Source organism: Kingella potus (assembly GCF_900451175.1).
GTDB lineage: Bacteria > Pseudomonadota > Gammaproteobacteria > Burkholderiales > Neisseriaceae > Neisseria > Neisseria potus.
The window spans coordinates 501,127-518,879 of the sequence record NZ_UGJJ01000002.1; the positions used below are offsets into that span (position 1 = coordinate 501,127).

At 57.9% G+C, this 17,753-nt stretch carries 18 protein-coding genes; 11 read left to right on the top strand and 7 right to left on the bottom strand.

Annotated elements, in window-relative coordinates; all coding sequences use genetic code 11:
• Positions 1–391: 391 nt before the first annotated feature.
• Entirely contained in the window at positions 392–1,798 is a 1,407-nt protein-coding gene (brnQ, locus tag DYE40_RS08950) for a branched-chain amino acid transport system II carrier protein (RefSeq protein ID WP_115308749.1), read from the bottom strand.
• A gap of 131 nt (positions 1,799–1,929) precedes the next feature.
• Here brnQ and DYE40_RS08955 point away from each other — a divergent pair, with 131 nt between their 5' ends.
• Together DYE40_RS08955 and DYE40_RS12650 are read left to right on the top strand one after the other, a co-directional pair.
• Positions 1,930–2,295: a DUF805 domain-containing protein gene (locus DYE40_RS08955; RefSeq protein ID WP_115308750.1), complete on the top strand. Its 366-nt coding sequence runs from the start codon at positions 1,930–1,932 to the stop codon at positions 2,293–2,295.
• Positions 2,296–2,824: 529 nt separating this feature from the next.
• Positions 2,825–2,968 carry a hypothetical protein gene (locus tag DYE40_RS12650; protein ID WP_172461244.1) on the top strand — a complete coding sequence of 48 codons (144 nt, stop codon included), beginning with the start codon at positions 2,825–2,827 and terminating at the stop codon, positions 2,966–2,968.
• Positions 2,969–3,065: 97 nt separating this feature from the next.
• Here DYE40_RS12650 and DYE40_RS08960 read toward each other — a convergent pair whose 3' ends face one another.
• Together DYE40_RS08960 and DYE40_RS08965 are read right to left on the bottom strand one after the other, a co-directional pair.
• Complete coding sequence (locus tag DYE40_RS08960; protein ID WP_115308751.1) at positions 3,066–4,301, bottom strand: PilT/PilU family type 4a pilus ATPase; 1,236 nt, start codon at positions 4,299–4,301, stop codon at positions 3,066–3,068.
• Between the two features lie 35 nt (positions 4,302–4,336).
• Positions 4,337–5,374, bottom strand: a complete 1,038-nt coding sequence (locus DYE40_RS08965) for a type IV pilus twitching motility protein PilT (protein WP_115308964.1) — start codon at positions 5,372–5,374, stop codon at positions 4,337–4,339.
• A gap of 129 nt (positions 5,375–5,503) precedes the next feature.
• Here DYE40_RS08965 and DYE40_RS08970 point away from each other — a divergent pair, with 129 nt between their 5' ends.
• The 6 genes from DYE40_RS08970 to DYE40_RS08990 all read left to right on the top strand — a co-directional run bounded on the left by DYE40_RS08970 (position 5,504) and on the right by DYE40_RS08990 (position 9,999).
• A complete protein-coding gene (locus DYE40_RS08970) occupies positions 5,504–6,199 on the top strand; it encodes a YggS family pyridoxal phosphate-dependent enzyme (protein WP_115308752.1) in 696 nt (231 codons plus the stop codon).
• A gap of 20 nt (positions 6,200–6,219) precedes the next feature.
• Positions 6,220–6,348 (top strand): hypothetical protein, encoded by a 129-nt coding sequence (locus tag DYE40_RS13135; RefSeq protein ID WP_280529829.1) that lies wholly within the window; start codon positions 6,220–6,222, stop codon positions 6,346–6,348.
• Positions 6,349–6,378: 30 nt separating this feature from the next.
• A complete protein-coding gene (locus DYE40_RS08975) occupies positions 6,379–6,567 on the top strand; it encodes a hypothetical protein (RefSeq protein WP_115308753.1) in 189 nt (62 codons plus the stop codon).
• An 85-nt stretch (positions 6,568–6,652) separates the two neighbouring features.
• Positions 6,653–7,447 carry a pyrroline-5-carboxylate reductase gene (proC, locus tag DYE40_RS08980; RefSeq protein ID WP_115308754.1) on the top strand — a complete coding sequence of 265 codons (795 nt, stop codon included), beginning with the start codon at positions 6,653–6,655 and terminating at the stop codon, positions 7,445–7,447.
• Positions 7,448–7,631: 184 nt separating this feature from the next.
• Positions 7,632–8,048, top strand: coding sequence for an RNA polymerase-binding protein DksA (dksA, locus tag DYE40_RS08985; RefSeq protein WP_115308965.1), 417 nt, complete (start codon positions 7,632–7,634; stop codon positions 8,046–8,048).
• A 103-nt stretch (positions 8,049–8,151) separates the two neighbouring features.
• Positions 8,152–9,999 (top strand): RNB domain-containing ribonuclease, encoded by a 1,848-nt coding sequence (locus tag DYE40_RS08990; protein ID WP_115308755.1) that lies wholly within the window; start codon positions 8,152–8,154, stop codon positions 9,997–9,999.
• Between the two features lie 477 nt (positions 10,000–10,476).
• Here the strand turns inward: DYE40_RS08990 and DYE40_RS08995 are convergent, their stop codons facing one another.
• From DYE40_RS08995 to DYE40_RS09000, 3 genes are all read right to left on the bottom strand, one after another.
• A complete protein-coding gene (locus DYE40_RS08995; RefSeq protein ID WP_115308756.1) occupies positions 10,477–11,238 on the bottom strand; it encodes a DnaA/Hda family protein in 762 nt (253 codons plus the stop codon).
• Positions 11,239–11,328: 90 nt separating this feature from the next.
• Entirely contained in the window at positions 11,329–11,490 is a 162-nt protein-coding gene (locus DYE40_RS12655; protein ID WP_172461245.1) for a hypothetical protein, read from the bottom strand.
• Positions 11,491–11,506: 16 nt separating this feature from the next.
• Positions 11,507–12,757 carry a PD-(D/E)XK nuclease family protein gene (locus DYE40_RS09000; RefSeq protein WP_115308757.1) on the bottom strand — a complete coding sequence of 417 codons (1,251 nt, stop codon included), beginning with the start codon at positions 12,755–12,757 and terminating at the stop codon, positions 11,507–11,509.
• A gap of 91 nt (positions 12,758–12,848) precedes the next feature.
• Here DYE40_RS09000 and DYE40_RS09005 point away from each other — a divergent pair, with 91 nt between their 5' ends.
• A complete protein-coding gene (locus tag DYE40_RS09005; RefSeq protein ID WP_218564341.1) occupies positions 12,849–13,091 on the top strand; it encodes a helix-turn-helix domain-containing protein in 243 nt (80 codons plus the stop codon).
• A 95-nt stretch (positions 13,092–13,186) separates the two neighbouring features.
• Here DYE40_RS09005 and grxB read toward each other — a convergent pair whose 3' ends face one another.
• Positions 13,187–13,831: a glutaredoxin 2 gene (gene grxB / locus DYE40_RS09010; RefSeq protein WP_115308758.1), complete on the bottom strand. Its 645-nt coding sequence runs from the start codon at positions 13,829–13,831 to the stop codon at positions 13,187–13,189.
• Positions 13,832–14,274: 443 nt separating this feature from the next.
• Here grxB and DYE40_RS09015 point away from each other — a divergent pair, with 443 nt between their 5' ends.
• Together DYE40_RS09015 and DYE40_RS09020 are read left to right on the top strand one after the other, a co-directional pair.
• The gene (locus DYE40_RS09015; RefSeq protein WP_115308759.1) at positions 14,275–14,631 is read left to right on the top strand and encodes a hypothetical protein; all 357 of its coding nucleotides are present in this window, start codon (positions 14,275–14,277) and stop codon (positions 14,629–14,631) included.
• 153 nt (positions 14,632–14,784) lie between these two features.
• A complete protein-coding gene (locus tag DYE40_RS09020) occupies positions 14,785–16,995 on the top strand; it encodes a RelA/SpoT family protein (RefSeq protein ID WP_115308760.1) in 2,211 nt (736 codons plus the stop codon).
• Positions 16,996–17,753: the final 758 nt, after the last annotated feature.

Sequence of the window (17,753 nt, forward strand, 5' to 3'; positions counted from 1 at the left end):
GTAACGCGAAACGGATTTGCGGGCGGGCGTTTTCTGCCTTTATTTGCGGCCGTCTGAAAACTTCCGCCGCATTTTGTGCCGCTTCCGCAGGCGGGGAAAAGGGCCTGTCAAGCAGATTTTATGCACAATTTCCCACCGCTTTGTTTTGCTTGGAGATTTGCCGTTTTCAGACGGCCTTTCTTTAAGTGTTTTATTTATCTTGTTGATTTTATACAAATTTATTTGTGTGTATTTTTTGGGCAATGTCAGGCGGATATGGCGGGCAAACGGCTTCGGCCGTTTGCCCATACTTTACCCCCAGACTTATCCACAGATTTTGTGGGTAAACCAAAAAGCGGCAGGGAGGCCGTCTGAAAACCGCTGCGGGTTTTCAGACGGCCTCTGCGTTGGCTTACTCGCCCTTGACAAAAATTTTCGCCAGCACCAGCCCGACCGCCAGTCCCGCAGCGGCAGGCAGCAGCCAGCCCAAGCCCTGCGGATAGAGCGGCAGCGTGCCGGTAAGGTAGGAATCGGCGTGCATAATCCAGTCGTCTTTGGGCATTTCCAGCATCCCGTGCAGCGTGCGCCAGCCGTCGATCACGGCGACGGGGGCGGTGCCGAGCATGGCGCAGGCGTAAACAATGCGTCTGCCGCCGAAGAATTTGTCCAAAAAGGCCATGATGATCAGTACCATCGTCAGCGGATACAGCAGCATCAGCGCGGGTACGGAAAATTTGATGATGCCGGTGAGGCCGATATTGGCCAGCGCGAGCGACACCAGGGTGAACACGGTAATCCAGATCCGGTAGGACACTTTCGGCAGCAGTCGGGCGAAGTATTCGCCGCAGGAAGTAATCAGGCCGACGGAAGTGGAGAGGCAGGCCAGCAGCACGATAACGGCCAGCAGGACGTTGCCCGGTGCGCCGAAATAGAAGTGTGCCGCCTTGGCCAGCACCACCGCGCCGTTTTCCTGCATACCGATTCTGCCGACGCTGCTTGCGCCCATATAGGCCACGAAAGCGTACACCAGAGCGAGAAAGCCGATGGCGACAAAGCCCGCGCGGGAGGTCAGGTAGAGCACCTCTTCTTTTTTGCCGTAACCCATGCCGCGCACCGCATCGATGACGATAATGGCGAACACCAGCGAGGCGAGCGCGTCCATCGTGCCGTAGCCCTCGATCAGACCCTTTACCACCGGAGCGGCGGCATAGGCTGCGGACGGAGCCTGCAAGGGCGCCATCGGATTGACGGCGGCATACACCACCAAAACGGCGATGGAGAGCAGCAGCGCGGGCGTGAGTACCTTGCCCACGCGGTCGACCAGCTTGCCGGGCGATACCGACAGCCAGTAGCTGACGGCGAAAAACACGGCTGCAAAGCCCGCCAGCCACAGCTTGAGTTCGGACACCGCATAAGTTCCGACGGAAAACACGATATTGTCCGCCCGCGCCTTCAACTGCGCATCATCGCCCAAAAAGGGCTGGATGGCGATGTCGAACGCCACCGTGGCATTGCGCGGCGACACAAACAAAGGGCCGATGGCCAGATACAGCACCACGGCAAAAACAATGCCGTACCACTTGGAAACGCGGCCGGCCAAATCCTGCACGTCGTGCGAATTGGAATAGGCGATCGCCAGCACGCCCATCAGCGGCAGCCCCACGCCGGTAATGAGAAAGCCCAAAGTGGCGGGCAGCACCGCCGAGCCGGCATTCTGACCCATGGTGGGCGGGTAAATCAGGTTGCCCGAGCCGAAAAACAGCGCGAACAGCATCAGACCGGTGGCAAGAAAGGCCGATTTTTTTGTGTTTTTACTCATGGATACAAATACCTGTCGGAAAGGGAAAATGCCGCCCAAACGGCGGCGGCGCGTGAAAGCCTCTTGACTTTTTATTTAAAATAATTAACAATTATTTGGTTTTCATTTAACGTTTATTTGGGAATTTTAATATGAAATGGTATTTTGCCGTATTGAAAAATTATGTCGGCTTCAGCGGACGCGCATCGCGTAGAGAATATTGGATGTTTATGCTGTGTCATTTTATTGTAGCTTTTATGTTGGGCTTCATTGCCGGCCTCATGCGTAGCTCAACAGGTGGGAGCTTCAATTTCATCGGCAATTTGTATTTGCTTGCAACATTTTTACCCAGTTTGGCGGTACAAGTCCGCCGGTTACACGATACCGACCGCTCGGGCTGGTATAGCTTGATTGCCTTATTACCTGGTATCGGCTTTATTATTGTCTTGATTTTGTGTGCCCTGGAAGGCACAGCAGGCAATAATAATTATGGCGCGGAGCCACGCAGCGAAATCTGACTGCTTTCACGCCGGATTGGGATATTTCGCACACAGCAGCCTGAAACATCGTTTTCAGGCTGTTTTTTATACAAACCTTTCCGCCGCCCCACCGAATCCCGCGTAGGGTGGGTCGTGCAGCGGCGCACGCGTTCCCCGACTTTACAAGCTGCCGTGCAAGTATCTGCAACTGCGTGCATGGCAGAGCCACACACCCTACCTGAACGGCAGAGGCCGTCTGAAAACCCGTTTGACAGATTTTCAGACGGCCTCTGTTCCCTCCCCCGCCTGCGGGGGAAGGCGGGGGCTTTGCCGCTTCGGCTGCGTTTGCGGGCGGGAAAGCGGTTTTGCAAACCGCCACCCCCTCCCCAACCCTCCCCCGCGCGGGCGCAGGAGAGGGAGCAGGTATGCGGTGGATTTGTCAGTTTCAGACGGCCTTTTCCGTTTGTCCTGCCGCATCCCGCGTAATCCCGCGTAGGGTGTGTCGCCCCGGCGACGCACGCGTTCCCCGCCGCAGCGCAAAAGCCGTGCAATCTCCGCAGCCGCGTGCGTGGCAGAGCCACACACCCTACCTTGGAGGCCGTCTGAAAACCGCAAGCGGCATTTCGGACGCAGCGAATCCGTGTTTTTAACTTCGTTGAAGCTGCGCTTTCAGACGGCCTCTGCCGTTTGCTTGCTGCTGACTCTTGTGTAGGGTGTGCCGCCACGGCGACGCACGCGTTTAAGCGGTAATGCAAAAAAGAAGCGGCCTGTCCGTTCGGACAGGCCGTCTGAAAATGCGTACGGGCGGATCAAATCAGATTGAGGTCGCTGACGCGGTCGAAGATGTGGTCGGGCTTGTTGCCTTCTTCGTAGAGCTGGATGCGCAGGCGCAGGTCGTTGGCGGAGTCGGCCTGGCGGATGGCTTCGTCGTAGTCGATGGTGCCGGCGGCATAAAGGTCGAAAAGGTGTTGGTCGAAGGTTTGCATACCGTCGCCCTGGCCGCGCGTCATCAGATCTTTGATGCCGAGCAGGTCGCCTTTGAATACCAAATCCTGTACGGCGGGGGTGTTGATCATGAGGTCGACGATGGCGGTGCGGCCTTTGCCGCCTTTTTTGACAACGAGACGCTGGCCGATGATGCCGACGAGGTTCATGGCCAAGTCAATCAGTACCTGCTTGTGCCGGTCTTCGGGATACAGGTTCATGATACGTTCGATGGTTTGGTTGGCGGTGGTGGCGTGGATGGTAAAGATGCATAGGTGGCCGGTTTGGGCGAGCTGGAGGGCGTATTCCATGCTTTCTACGGAACGCACCTCGCCGACGCAGACGACATCAGGAGCCTGACGCATTGCGCTTTGTACGGCGATTTCCCAGCTTTCGGTGTCGATGCCGATCTCGCGCTGGGTGATGATGGAGCGGCGGGGAACATGAAGATACTCGATGGGGTCTTCGATGGTGATGATGTGGCCGGGCAGGTTGCGGTTGCGGTGGTCGAGCATGGCGGCCATGGAGGTGGATTTACCGGAGCCGGTTGCGCCGGCAAGGATGAGCAGGCCGCGTTTCTGCATGACGAGCTCTTTGAGCTTGAGGGGCAGGGCCAGGTCTTCCACGGAGGGGATTTCGGTGTTGATGCGGCGCATGACGAGGCCGCAGCGGCCTTGTTCGTGATAGGAATTGACGCGGTAGCGCACGTTGGCTTTGGATTGGACGGAGTAGTTGATTTCGTGGGCGCGGACGTATTCTTCGCGCTGGCCGGCGTTCATGGTGGAGGCAACAATCTGCTCGGTTTCCGCAGAAGTGAGGGCGGGCAGGGGGACGGGGATGAGGTTGCCGTCGATTTTTACCGAGGGGGGGAAGCCTGCGCTGATGAAGATGTCGGACGCGCCGCGTTTTTCGGCTTCTTCGCACATGCGCGCCAGGATGGGGTGCAGGTGCTGGCCGATGGAGGCGGGGCTTTCGTTGGCGAGGTGGGGGCTGGTGCCGGTCGAGTAGTCGGATACGATTTCGTTCAACAGGCCGTTTAGGTCTTGCGGGATTGAGCTCATGGAAATTCTCCGTTGCCTTTGTATATGCGTATATTTTAGAGGAAGTCGGCGTTTTGTGCTTTGGCGCGGGCGGTTTCTTGGGAGATCACGCCGGTGCGTACGAGGTTTTGCAGCGATTGGTCGAGGGTCTGCATACCGTACTGCTGGCCGGTTTGCAGGGCGGAGCCGATTTGGGCGATTTTGTTTTCGCGGATGAGGTTGCGCACGGCGGCGGTGGAAATCAGGATTTCGTGGGCGGCTACGCGGCCTTGTCCGTCGCGGGTTTTGAGGAGGGTTTGGGAAATAACGGCGCGCAGGGATTCGGAAAGCATGGAGCGTACCATTTCTTTTTCGCCGGCGGGGAATACGTCGACGATACGGTCGACGGTTTTGGCCGCGCCGGTGGTGTGCAGGGTGCCGAATACCAAGTGGCCGGTTTCGGCGGCGGTGAGGGCGAGGCCGATGGTTTCGGGGTCGCGCATCTCGCCCACGAGGATGACATCCGGGTCTTCACGCAGGGCGGAACGCAGGGCGTTGGCGAAGCTGTGGGTGTGTTCGTGCAGCTCGCGCTGGTTGATCAGGCATTTTTTGCTCTCGTGGACAAACTCGATCGGGTCTTCGATGGTGAGGATGTGGGAGGACTGGGTTTCGTTGACGTAGTTGATCATGGCGGCCAGCGTGGTGGATTTGCCGGAGCCGGTCGGGCCGGTTACGAGGACGAGGCCGCGCGGATTGTCGGAGATTTTTTGGAAGATGCGCGGGGCTTTGAGGTCGTCGAGGGTCAGCACTTTGCTGGGAATGGTACGGAATACGGCGGCGGGGCCGCGGTTGGTGTTGAAGGCGTTGACACGGAAGCGGGCTACGTTGGGCAGCTCGAAGGAGAAGTCGGTTTCCAGGTTTTGCTGGTAGTTTTTGCGCTGCAAGTCGTTCATCACGGACGTTACCATGTGGCCGACTTCTTCGGCGTTCATTTCCGGCAGGTTGATGCGGCGGATGTCGCCGTGGACGCGGATCATCGGCGGCAGGCCGGAGGAAAGGTGTAAGTCGGACGCTTTGTTTTTTACGCCGAATGCGAGCAAGTCGGTAATTTGCATAATGTGGCCTTTGTCTTTTTCAGTTACAATTTCTTGCAAAAAATAACACCGCATTTTAATTAAGAACGGCGGTTTATTCCATGCAAATCTGCACAAATTCCCAAAACCCGTTCCAATCAGGCAATTATCATGGCAACGCTGCAACAGAATTATCAAAATTTCATGCAAAATCTGGCGCAGGCGGCGGCAAAAGCGGGCAGGCCGTCTGAAAGCGTGCGGCTGGTGGCGGTGTCGAAAACCTTTCCCGCCGCCGACATCCGCACGCTTTATGCCGCAGGGCAGCGGGATTTCGGCGAAAACTATGTGCAGGAATGGCAGGACAAGGCCGAATCGCTGGCCGATCTGCCCGATATTGTCTGGCACATCATCGGCGATGTGCAGTCGAACAAAACAAAGGCCGTGGCCGAACGCGCCCATTGGGTGCATACCGTAGGCCGTCTGAAAACCGCGCAGCGGCTGAGTGCGCAGCGGCCGTCTGCCATGCCGCCTTTGCAGGTGTGCATCGAGGTAAACATCACGGGCGAAGCGGCCAGACACGGCGTTGCGCCCGAAGAGGCCGTGGATCTGGCGGCGGCGGCGGCCAAGCTGCCCAATTTGCAGGTGCGCGGGCTGATGTGTGTGGCCGAAGCGGGGGCGGACGAAGCGGCTTTGGTAAAACAGTTCGGCAAAATGCGTGTCCTGCTGGCCGGTTTGAATGCGGCGGGCGTGGCGGCGGATGTGCTGTCGATGGGGATGTCGGGCGATTGGGAAGTGGCGGTGGATTGCGGTGCAAGCCATGTGCGTATCGGCAGCGCGGTTTTCGGGCGGCGCGATTACGGCCGGTAAACGGAGAGGCCGTCTGAAAAATGGAAAATACCGAAGCCGCCGTGATCGATGTCCTGTATGCGCAAGTGCGCGGGAAGCCGGCCGTTTTGGATTTTGCCGACGAGCTGCGCTTCATCCGCATCCTGTCGGGTCTCAACCCGCACGCTTAGCCGTCCCGTCGGGAAAAGCGGCTGGCACTGATGGCGCATATCATCGAATCGCATCAGCACAACGGCATTTTTGAAGCCTTGCCGAAACATACTGCCCTGCTTTGCGCTTACGCAGACTGGGTGCGCGAAGCCGGGCAGGCTTTGTCGGCGGACACGGCAGCCTTCCTTGACGGCATCCATACCGGCCTTGACGGCAAGCCCTTATCGGAGGCCGTCTGAAAGCGGAGTGTCGGCACCGCCAAAACCGGTTTTCAGACGGCCTGAAACAGACAACACCCCATTCCTATATATAGAGGAGCGAAACATGAATATCTACTTTCTCGGCGGCGGCAATATGGCGGCCGCAATTGCGGGCGGGCTGGTCAGACAGGGCGGCTATAAGGTGCATATTGCCGAACGCAACGAGGCCGCCCGCGCCAGGCTGGTGCGCGAATTGGGCGTGTCCGTGTCCGAAAGCCTGCCGGAATTGGGCGCGGACGACGTTTTGGTGCTGGCGGTAAAGCCGCAGGATATGCGGGCGGCGTGTGCGGGCGTGCAAACCAACGGCGCGCTGGTATTGTCGGTGGCGGCCGGCTTGGGTATAGATACTCTGTCGTCTTATCTGGGCGGCACGCGCCGCATTGTGCGCGTGATGCCGAACACGCCCGCCAAAATCGGTTTGGGCGTGTCGGGGATGTTTGCAGACGGCCTCTGCGAAGCCGACAAAGCCGCCGCCGACAAAATCATGCGCTCGGCCGGCGATACCGTCTGGCTCGGCAGCGAAGAAGAAATGCACCATATCACAGGCATCAGCGGCAGCGGGCCGGCCTATGTGTTCTACCTGCTCGAAGCCCTGCAAACCGCCGCCGAACAGCAGGGATTCGGCCGCGAAGACGCACGCAGGCTCAGCCTGGCCACATTCAAAGGCGCGGTTGCGCTGGCGGAGCAAAGCACAGAAGATTTTGCCGCATTGCGCCAAAACGTTACCTCCAAAGGCGGCACCACCCACGAAGCCGTGGAAACCTTCAAAGCGGAACACATCGCCGAATCCCTGGCCAAAGGCGTGGCGGCCTGCGTGGCGCGTTCGCGGGAAATGGCTACACAGTTTGAGGCCGTCTGAAAACGCCGCCGCAGCCAAAAGCACAGTTATCCGTTTAAGAAATGTAAGCGGATTGCAAAACAAGAGTTAAAAGAATAATCCGTGCTATCATGCGCGCCACTCGTCGCAGCGCGGGTGGACTTTCCGGCAAAAAATGCCGCATCCCATTGAAAAAACAGTTTATTACAAACAGAAGAGAGACAAAATGGCCAAACTGACCGAACAGGACATCATCAACTGGAACGGCCCGGAAGACGACTATATGAACGAAGACCAGCTTGCCTTCTTCCGCGAGCTGCTGCTCAACCAGCAGGAAGAGCTGATTGCCAATGCAACCGACACCGCCGCCGAGCTGAAAAAGCACGAAACCGCCCCCGACCCGGCCGACCGCGCCACGCAGGAAGAAGAATACGCGCTGGAGCTGCGCACCCGCGACCGCGAACGCAAGCTGCTCAACAAAATCCAAGACACCATCCGCCTTATCGACCAGGGCGAATACGGCTACTGCCGCGACACCGGCGAACCGATCGGCCTCAAACGCCTGCTCGCCCGCCCCACCGCCACCCTGTCGGTAGAAGCGCAGGAACGCCGCGAACGCATGAAAAAACAGTTTGCCGACTGAACGGGCGCATCATCAGGCCGTCTGAAAAAATGTTTTCAGACGGCCTGTTTGTCTGTCCGCAGTCTGTATAATCCCGCCGTTTCCACACAGCCCGTCCCACGCCATGAACATTTTTTACGAAGAATCCGGCCGTTTCAAAACCGCCGCCGTCGTCCAGAAAACCGAAGCGGCCTATCAGGCCGAAACCCTCCACGGCAAACGCGCCAAAATCAAAGCCGCCAACGTCTTTGCCGAATTTGACGGCGATCCCGCCGCCTTCCTCGCCGCCGCCGAAGCCGAAGCCGGACAAATCGACACCGCCCTTTTGTGGGAAGTGTCCGGCCGGGAGGAATTTACCGCCGCCGACACCGCCGCCGAATACTACGGCCATCCCCCGTCGAAAACCGAACTCGCCGCCACCCTCATCGCCCTTTATGCCGCGCCGATGTATTTCTACAAAAAAGGCAAAGGCGTATTCAAAGCCGCCCCCGAAGACACCCTCAAACAGGCATTGGCCGCCGTCGAGCGCAAAAAACAGCAGGACGCGCAAATCGAAGACTGGACAGGCCGTCTGAAAAACGGCGAGCTGCCCGCCGAAGTCGCCGCCGTGCTGAAAACCGTCCTCCACGCCCCCGACAAACAGTCTCCCGCCTATAAGGCCTTCACCAAAGCCGCCGACGCACTCAAGCTCACGCCCTACGAACTGGCCAGACACGTCGGCGGCATTGCCTCCCTGCCGCAATACCTGCGCGACGGCTTCGAGCTGCGCCAATACCCGCAGGGTACGCAGCCCTCCGACACCGCAGAGCCGGACATCCCCGCCCTGCCTGCGGCCGAAGGCATCCGCGCCTTCTCCATCGACGACGCATCCACCACCGAAGTGGACGACGCGCTGTCGCTGCAAGAGCTGCCCGACGGCACAAAACGCATCGGCATCCACATTGCCGCCCCCGCCCTCGCCGCCCCCGCAGACAGTAGCATCGAACGCAGCGTTTTCCAACGCCAAAGCACGGCCTACTTCCCCGGCGGCAAAATCACCATGCTGCCCGACAACTGGATCGCCGCATTCAGCCTCGACGCAGGCAAAACCCCGCCTGCCGTCAGCCTCTATTTCGACGTGGACGCGGATTTCCGGGTATCCAATCCCGTCTGCAAAACCGAGCGCGTCGCCATTGCCGAAAACCTGCGCATCCAGCACATCGAGCCGCACTTCAACCGCGACCGGGGCACGGAAGGCGGCAACGCCTTCCCCCACCACAACGACCTGGCCTGGTTTTACCGTCTCGCCGCAGAGCTGCAAAAACAGCGCGGCAAATACGAAGCCGACCCTCCCGTACAGTACGACTACGGCATCGACCTGCTGGCCGACGGCAGCGTCGCCGTAACGCAGCGCGAACGCAACTCGCCCATCGACACCCTCGTGAGCGAAATGATGATCCTCGCCAACAGCACCTGGGCGCAAATGCTCGAAGAAGCCGGCCTGCCCGGCCTCTTCCGCGTCCAGCCGCCTTCCTCCAAAGTGCGCATGAGCACCCGCGCCGAAGCCCACGCCGGCATCGGTGTCAGCCACTACGGCTGGTTTACCTCCCCCCTGCGCCGCGCCGCCGACTGGGTAAACCAAAAACAGCTTCTCTCCCTGATTGGCGGCACAGAGCCGCGTTTTGCAAAAAACGATCCCGCCCTCTTCGCCCAGCTGCGCGACTTTGAAACCGCCTACGCCGCCTGTCAGGACTTCCAGCGCGAAATGGAACACTATTGGAGCCTCGTCTGGCTGCAACAGCACCATGCCGCCGAAACCGAAGCCGTCATCCTCAAAGAAGACCTCGTCCGCCTCAGCGGCCTGCCCCTCGCCGCGCGCGTTACCGGCCTGCCCGTCGATCTGCCGCCGCGCACCACCGTCAGGCTGCGCATCACCGGCCTCGATTCCGAAAAACGCTTTATCGGCCTGAACTACCTCAACGCCGTGGTCTAGCAGGCGGCAAAGCACGGCAAGAGGCCGTCTGAAAACCGTATTTGCGGTTTCAGACGGCCTCTTTCTGTTTATCCTGCCGCATCACGCGTAGGATGTGCCGCACAGCGACGCACGCGGATTGGCCGGAGAAATTGCCTGTAAATAAAGAACGCGTGCGCCGCCTTTGGGCGGCATACCCTATCTTTATTCTATTTCTCTAAAATGCCGTGCAATTGTCTGCACGCCCTTTGTTTTTTCAGACGGCCTCACTTTTGCTGTCCTTTAAAACACATGAAAGCATTTGAAACCGCGTGCGTGGCAGAGCCACACATCCTACCTTAACGGCAAAGGCCGTCTGAAAAGTGCCGATGTTTTTCAGACGGCCTTTATTTCCTCCACTCCTGCGGGAGATTCGGCCGCACGAAACGCTTGTCCGAATAAGTGTTTTTTATTCCTCCCGCCTGCGGGGATTGGGGTGCCGCTCCGGCTGCGCCGGTTTTACCGCCCGCACAGCATTTCTTCCGGCCAGTCTGCCTCGATGCGGACGCGGTTTTCCGTTTGGCACACGGCAATCAGGCGGTTGAGCAGGCCGGTCAGGCAGCGGACATCCGCTCCGGCTGGATATGCGGCCAAACGTTCGGCGGCCGCTTCGGACAACTCCACTCCCGCTGCGGCGGCTTTGGCCTGCACGATGGCGGCGCGCATGGCGGCATCGGGGGCATCGAGGCGTATGACAATGCCATGCGACAGGCGCGAGGCAAGGCCGGGATTGGTGTCGGCCAGTGCTTGCGGCGGACAGCTTCCGCAGACCACGATTTGGCAACCGCGCGCACGGTAATGCTCAAAGAGGCGCAGAAATTCCTCCGCCGTGCGTTCGCGTCCTTGCAGCAATTGGATGTCGTCGGCAATCAGCAGGTCTGCATCTTGGTATTGCCGCCCGAAGTCGCCGTCTGCGTATTTGTTGGTGCGTATGGCTTTTATCAGGCTTTGTGTGTAATCGTCTGTGTTCAGACAATATACGCGTCCGGCGGGATGCAGGCGCAAAAATTCGTTGCCGACCGCTTCGGCCAGATGGGTTTTGCCCGTGCCTGCCGCACCGTAGAGAAACAAGGGATTGTATATGCCGCCGCCCGGGCTGCGGGCAATGCGGCGGGCGGTTTCGCATATCTCGCGGTTGGCTCGGCCGCATACCAGGGTGTCGAAGGTGTGGGCGGGATTCGGTAGGGCTGTGTCCGGAGGTATTTGTTTGTTGCTGCTCATATTTGTTGCTTTCTGCTGTTTCAAATCTGTCTCTGCCAGGCTGAATGTTTGCAGGCCGTCTGAAAACCGTTTTCAGACGGCCTGTACGGCTTATTTGATTTCCAAAATCACCATATCGCGGTTCGGATAGTGTTTCTGCAAAGCCGCCATCACCGCGCTTTCGGTTTTGGCGGCGGCCTGGATGGTAACTTTTGAGGCCGCACTCAGGCTGCCGCCTTTGTTGCCGTATTTGAAGCGCACGGTTACTACCATTTTTTTCCTCCTTTGGTTACGGGTGTACCACTGCTGCCAGCGGACGCAGGATTTTGAAAATTTCACGGGCAAGGCTGCCGTCGGCAACGCGCAGCCATGTGCCGCTGTCCCAGTCGGACAGGCCGTCGGGCAGATACCGCCACATCATGCGGCGCACTATGTCGCCGTCGTCGTTTTTTATATCGAGCAGTTCCGCCTCAAAAGGCGGTTCGCTCAAAGCGGGCAGCCTATCCCACGCAGCTTCGACGGAGGCAAGTTCGGTTTCGTGCGCATCCTCTTTGTCGGCATATGCAAACCCGTAAATTTTGCCGAACAGCCTGTTTTCGCCCTCGATGCCGACAGCAAGCCCGCCGCTTGGCGATTTAAATAAAATACAGACATTTTTTGCAGGATAGTCGCCGTATTTCTCCACTGTCCAGCCCGCATCGGCCAGATCGGGGAAGGCGTTGGCAAATTTTTCTTCCAACTGTGCTGCCAGCGTATCAAGCAGACGGTTGAAGATTTCGTTTTGGTTGGCAATCAGATACAGAGCCGATTGCAGGTGTTCGGGGCGGGCGGTAATGTGGTCGGGCAGTTCGGGTGCGGAAGTTTCCTGTCCCATGATGTTCTCCTTGATGTATCGGGCGAAATAGGCATTGAAGTCGTTGATTCTGCCGGCGTGGGACGGAGTGTTTTCCAGCCACTCGGCCAAAGATTCGGCGACAAGAATTTTGAAACGGCCGCCGATACGGTGCTGCTCCAATTCTTCGGGATCGACAGATGCCGCATCAGGCACGCACTCGAAAGGCGGCAGGTAAATCAGGCAGTAGTCGTCGGCATATTCTTTCAAATCGGCCAAATAGCTGCCCACCTGGCCTTCCCTGTCGGGTGCGCCGCACAGCTTGTTTTCAATGGAAACCGCCCAAACGGTTTTGCCTTTCAGACGGCCTAAAATACGGATGTCGTGTTTGCGGCGGCTGTTTTTCAACACTTTTTCCGTACCAACCTCCACGCTGTCGTAGGCGAGGAAGCGGTGCAGATCCGCCGCTTTGAGAAAGGCATCCAGAAACAGGCCGCCCTGGGCATGGCTTTCCTGCGGGTCGAGCAGAAAGGCGAGGATGCGCGAGAGGCCGTTTTCACGGCTGTCGAGAAAGCGCAGCGGATTGAAGCGGGCGGCTTCGGCGTAGTCCCGTTGCTGCCGCGCGGCTTCGTGCTGCCGCAGATCGCGGCAGAGCTGCTCCAGAAATGCCGGCAGCGCGTAGGGCGGCGTGATGGCTTGGCGTTGCATAAAATCCCCCTGTATCTGATTTTTTCATACAGTTGTATGAAGACGACAGCATAGCATACTGGTGAAATTCCTACAATTGTAGGAGAAACATTTGAAAACCGTTGCCGTGGCTTTTGGAAAAACCCTGCGGAAACTGCGCAAAGAGGCAGGCCTGACGCAGGAACAGCTCGCTTTTGAAGCCGAGCTGCAACGGGTGTACGTGAGCATTTTGGAATTGGGGCGGCAGCAGCCCTCTTTGGAAACGGTGCTGAAACTGGCGCGGGGTCTGAACTGCCCGCCGGGGTATCTGGTGGAATTGGCCGCACAGGAATACCGGCAGGCGGACAATCCTTAAAGCGGCATCCCTGTCGGCAATAATATTAAAGAGGCCGTCTGAAAACCCGTTTTGCGGTTTTCAGACGGCCTCTGCACACTTCGGCGGCAATTTTTTCAGACGGCCTTATCCGCCAGCAGCGGCACGCCGCACATGGCCGACACGGCCGACACATAAGCCGCCGTTTTCGGCGGCAGCTTCAGGCCGCGTACGATGGTGAGGTTGCGCAGCACGGGAAAAAGCAGAATATCCTCCATGCCCGCCGCATCCGCCGATTCCGGCAGCGCAATCAGGTTTTCCAGTTCCGCCAAATCCGCATCAAGCTGCGCCAGATAACGGCTGCTCTCCGCCAAATTGTCGGCGAAACTGCCAATCAGCTTCTCCTTGCGTTCGGTAAAATACGCCGCCGCCGAAGCCGTGGCAAACTCGGCAAAACCGGCCAAAACGTCGCGCGGCTGCACCAGCTTGTTGGCATATGCGCCGACCCTGTCCAGCCATGCCTGAATTTCGGGGCGCACATCCTCTTTCAGACGGCCTTTGCCCGCCGTTTCGTCGATATGGCGCACAATGTCGAGGCTCTCGCCCATAAACGTGCCGTCGTCTTTTTCCAAAATCGGAAGCTGCTTTGCCCCGATCATACGGATCGGGGTGTCTTCATCGTCGTTCGGCAAAACGATCTGCTCCGCAGCCACTCCGCGCAGGCCGAAAATCATACGGGCGCGTACGCAGAAGGGGCAGTGGTCGTAAATATAGAGCTTCATTTTTTGTTTCCTTGCTGATGGCGGCAAAACGGGAAAAAGGCCGCCGCCTGAGGCCGCACGAATCATACTGCCAAAATCCCGCTTCGCCAAAGTGTTGTTTCAAATGAATAATTAACCATTTTTTACAAAATAAACGCTAAAAATTTAATCAATGGTTTATTGTTGTTTTTTATGGAGTATTTTTCAAAATGACAAACAAGCGGCAGAAAAACATGATTAACGGCAGGCTGCAATGCCTGAAAATTAAGCAGCCGTGCGGTTTACTTAATTAAACCGCAGGCATATACTGCACGCAACTTTACCGCCGCACCCTCCGGACGGTAACCGTTGCCGGGTGGTCCGGCATAAAAACCACATCACATTATCGAAACGGCGGAAACCTTCGGCTTTATCCAGCAGCAGTCCGGTTTCCCTTACTAACTTGTTATCCTTTGGAGTGTATTATGAATTACGATAAAGCAGTATCGGAAATGTTGAATGTAGACGGCGCACTGGCTGCGGCCGTTGTAGACTTTGAAAGCGGCATGATGCTGGCCGGCGGCGGCTCCCCCTCCATCGACCTCGAAATCGCCGCTGCGGGCAACACCGAAGTGGTCAGCGCAAAAATGAAAACCATGAAAATGCTCGGCATCAACGATGTCATTGAAGACATCCTGATTACCTTGGGCAAACAATACCACCTCATCCGCCCGCTGAAAAAACACGAAGGCCTGTTCCTCTACTCCGTATTGGACAAATCCAAATCCAACCTGGCTCTTGCCCGCCGCTCTTTGGTTGATGTGGAACGCAACCTCAGCTAATCCCTCTTCCTCTGAAAAGCATCCGGTTTCCGGGTGCTTTTTTGTTTTCAGACGGCCTGTGGCGGCGGCCCGAAACACACCGTTGCGCTTACCGCTTCGGCGGCATTCCGCTACAATGCCGCTTCTTTTTCGCATTCGTATCCGGAGTGTTTTATGGTTGGCACGGTTTCCCCCGACGGCAAAGAGGATGTTCGCACCGCCTCCGAATGGTTCGGACAATATGCCGCCGCACAAAATGCCGCACAAAAAGAAATGCTGGAACAGGCTTTGGCTCTGGCGCAGGCCTCCTATCCCGACGCGGCCGCCACAACGGCGGGTGAACCGCTGCTGCCGCACCTGCTGGAAACGGCACGGACGGTGGCGCAAATCGACCTACTGCCCGAAGCCGCCGCCGCCGCCGTGCTGGCCGACATCTCGTCCTACCGCGAGGGCTGGCATGAAGAAGTGTGCGCCCGCTGCGGCAAAACCGTTGCCGATTTGGTGCGCGGCATCGACGAAGTGCAGAAACTGACCCATTTCGCCAGCATCGACAATCTCGACACGCCCGAAGAGCGGGCGGCGCAGGCGGAAACCATGCGCAAAATGCTGCTGGCGATGGTGTCCGACATCCGCGTCGTCATCATCAAGCTGGCCATACGCACGCAAACCCTGCATTTTCTCGCCTCCGCGCCCGACAGCCCGGAAAAACGCGCCATTGCCAAAGAAACGCTGGACATTTTCGCCCCGCTGGCCAATCGTCTGGGCGTGTGGCAACTCAAATGGCAGCTCGAAGACCTGGGCTTCCGCCACCAAAATCCCGAAGAATACCGGCGCATTGCCGGGCTTTTGGACGAAAAGCGCACCGAACGCCTCGAATACATCGATTCCTTTCTCGCTACTTTGCGCACGGAGCTGGCGCAGCACGGCGTGCGGCATTACGACTTGGCCGGCCGGCCGAAGCACATCTATTCCATTTACAAAAAAATGGTCAAGAAAAAGCTGGATTTCGACGGCCTCTACGACATCCGCGCCGTGCGCATACTGGTGGACACCGTGGCCGACTGCTACACCACGCTGGGCATTGTCCACAGCCTGTGGCAGCCGATACCGGGCGAGTTTGACGACTACATCGCCAATCCCAAAGGCAACGGCTACCAAAGCCTGCACACAGTCATCGTCGGCCCCGAAGACAAAGGCGTGGAAGTGCAAATCCGCACCTTCGAAATGCACCGCTTCAACGAATTCGGCGTGGCCGCCCACTGGCGTTACAAAGAGGGCGGCAAAGGCAATTCGGCCTACGAGCAGAAAATAGCCTGGCTGCGCCAGCTTCTCGACTGGCGTGAAAACATGGCCGAAAGCGGCAAGGAAGATCTCGCCGCCGCCTTCAAAACCGAGCTTTTCAACGACACGATTTACGTCCTCACCCCGCACGGCAAAGTCCTGTCGCTGCCCGCAGGCGCAACGCCCATCGATTTTGCCTACGCGCTGCACAGCAGCATCGGCGACCGCTGCCGGGGCGCGAAAGTCGACGGCCAGATTGTGCCGCTGTCCACCCCGCTGGAAAACGGCCAGCGCGTCGAAATCATCACTGCCAAAGAAGGCGAACCGTCGGTAAACTGGCTGTACGAAGGCTGGGTCAAATCCAACAAAGCCATCGCCAAAATCCGCGCCTACATCCGCCGCCAAAACGCCGATGCCGTACGCGAAAACGGCCGGATGCAGTTGGACAAAGCCTTGGCGAAAATCCCGGGCAAACCCAATCTGCAACAGCTTTGCGAAAAACTCGGCTTTACCAAAACCGAAGAACTTTACGCCGCAATCGGCCAGGGCGAAATCACGCCGCGCGCGATACAGAAAGCCGCCGGCGCAACGGATACGCCGCCGAGTGCGCCCGTGAGCGAAGAAAACATCGTCAGACAGTCGAAAATCAAAAGCAGCCAGGCCGGCGGTATCCTGATAGACGGCGAAAGCGGCCTGATGACCACGCTGGCCAAATGCTGCAAACCCGCCCCGCCCGACGACATTACCGGCTTCGTTACACGCACGCGCGGCATTTCCGTCCACCGCAGCGGCTGCCCGTCGCTGCAAAAACTGGCCGCACAATCGCCGGAAAAAGTGCTGCCCGCCGCATGGAGCGGGGCAGACGGCGGACAGGTGTTCGCCGTGGACATCGAAATCCGCGCTCAAGACCGCAGCGGCCTGCTGCGCGACGTGTCCGACAATCTGGCACGGCACAAAATCAACGTAACCGGCGTGCAGACCCAATCACGCGACCTGACGGCCAGTATGCGCTTCACTCTGGAAATCCGGCAGGTAAACGACCTGCCGCGCGTTCTGGCCGATCTCGGCGGCATACGCGGCGTGCTGTCGGTTACACGGCTGTAAACGGCGAGGAGGCCGTCTGAAAATCTGTCCAACGGGTTTTCAGACGGCCTCTGCCGTTCAGGTAAGGTGTGTGGCTTTGCCACGCACGCGGTTGCAGATACTTGCACGGCGTTTTAAAGGACAGGAAAAGCGGGGGAAATACTAAACGTCGGTATCTGAGTCAGATACTTGGCACGGCAATTTAAAGAACGGAAAAAGGTAGGGTATCTCGCCCAAAGGCGGCGCACGCGGCTGCGGATGGATGTTTGCAAGGCGGGCGGCGGGGAGTGTGTGCGTCGCTGCGCGACACACCCTACACAGGATTCGGCAGAGCAAATGGCTAAGAGGCCGTCTGAAAGCGCGGTTTCAGACGGCCTCTTGGCGACAATGTCAGCAATATTGTCATGAAAGCAACACACTGACGGCCTTTGGTAAGATTGCCGCTCCTTTTTATCAAAACAAGTTGCAAGCGGTTTGGAATATGTATATAAAATCGGGCAGCCTACTTGTCGTGTCCATAAAAATACAGACGCGGCAGCTACGAAAATCTGCGCAATCTGGCCGGAAAACGTCATATCGTACTGGGTCGCCCCAATTGGCAGAACAAAAAAATGCCGTCTGAAAAAACCTTTCGGCCATGCGCCGGAAGGAATTTTCCGGCACTCTGTCATGGGAAGAATGCAATGGCACGAAATTTGCTATAAGGCCTTGGTTGCGACGCAGTCGCCAAAATTCCCGCAAAGACCGGCGGCGGCGGAAAATTTTTAACAAAAAGGAAA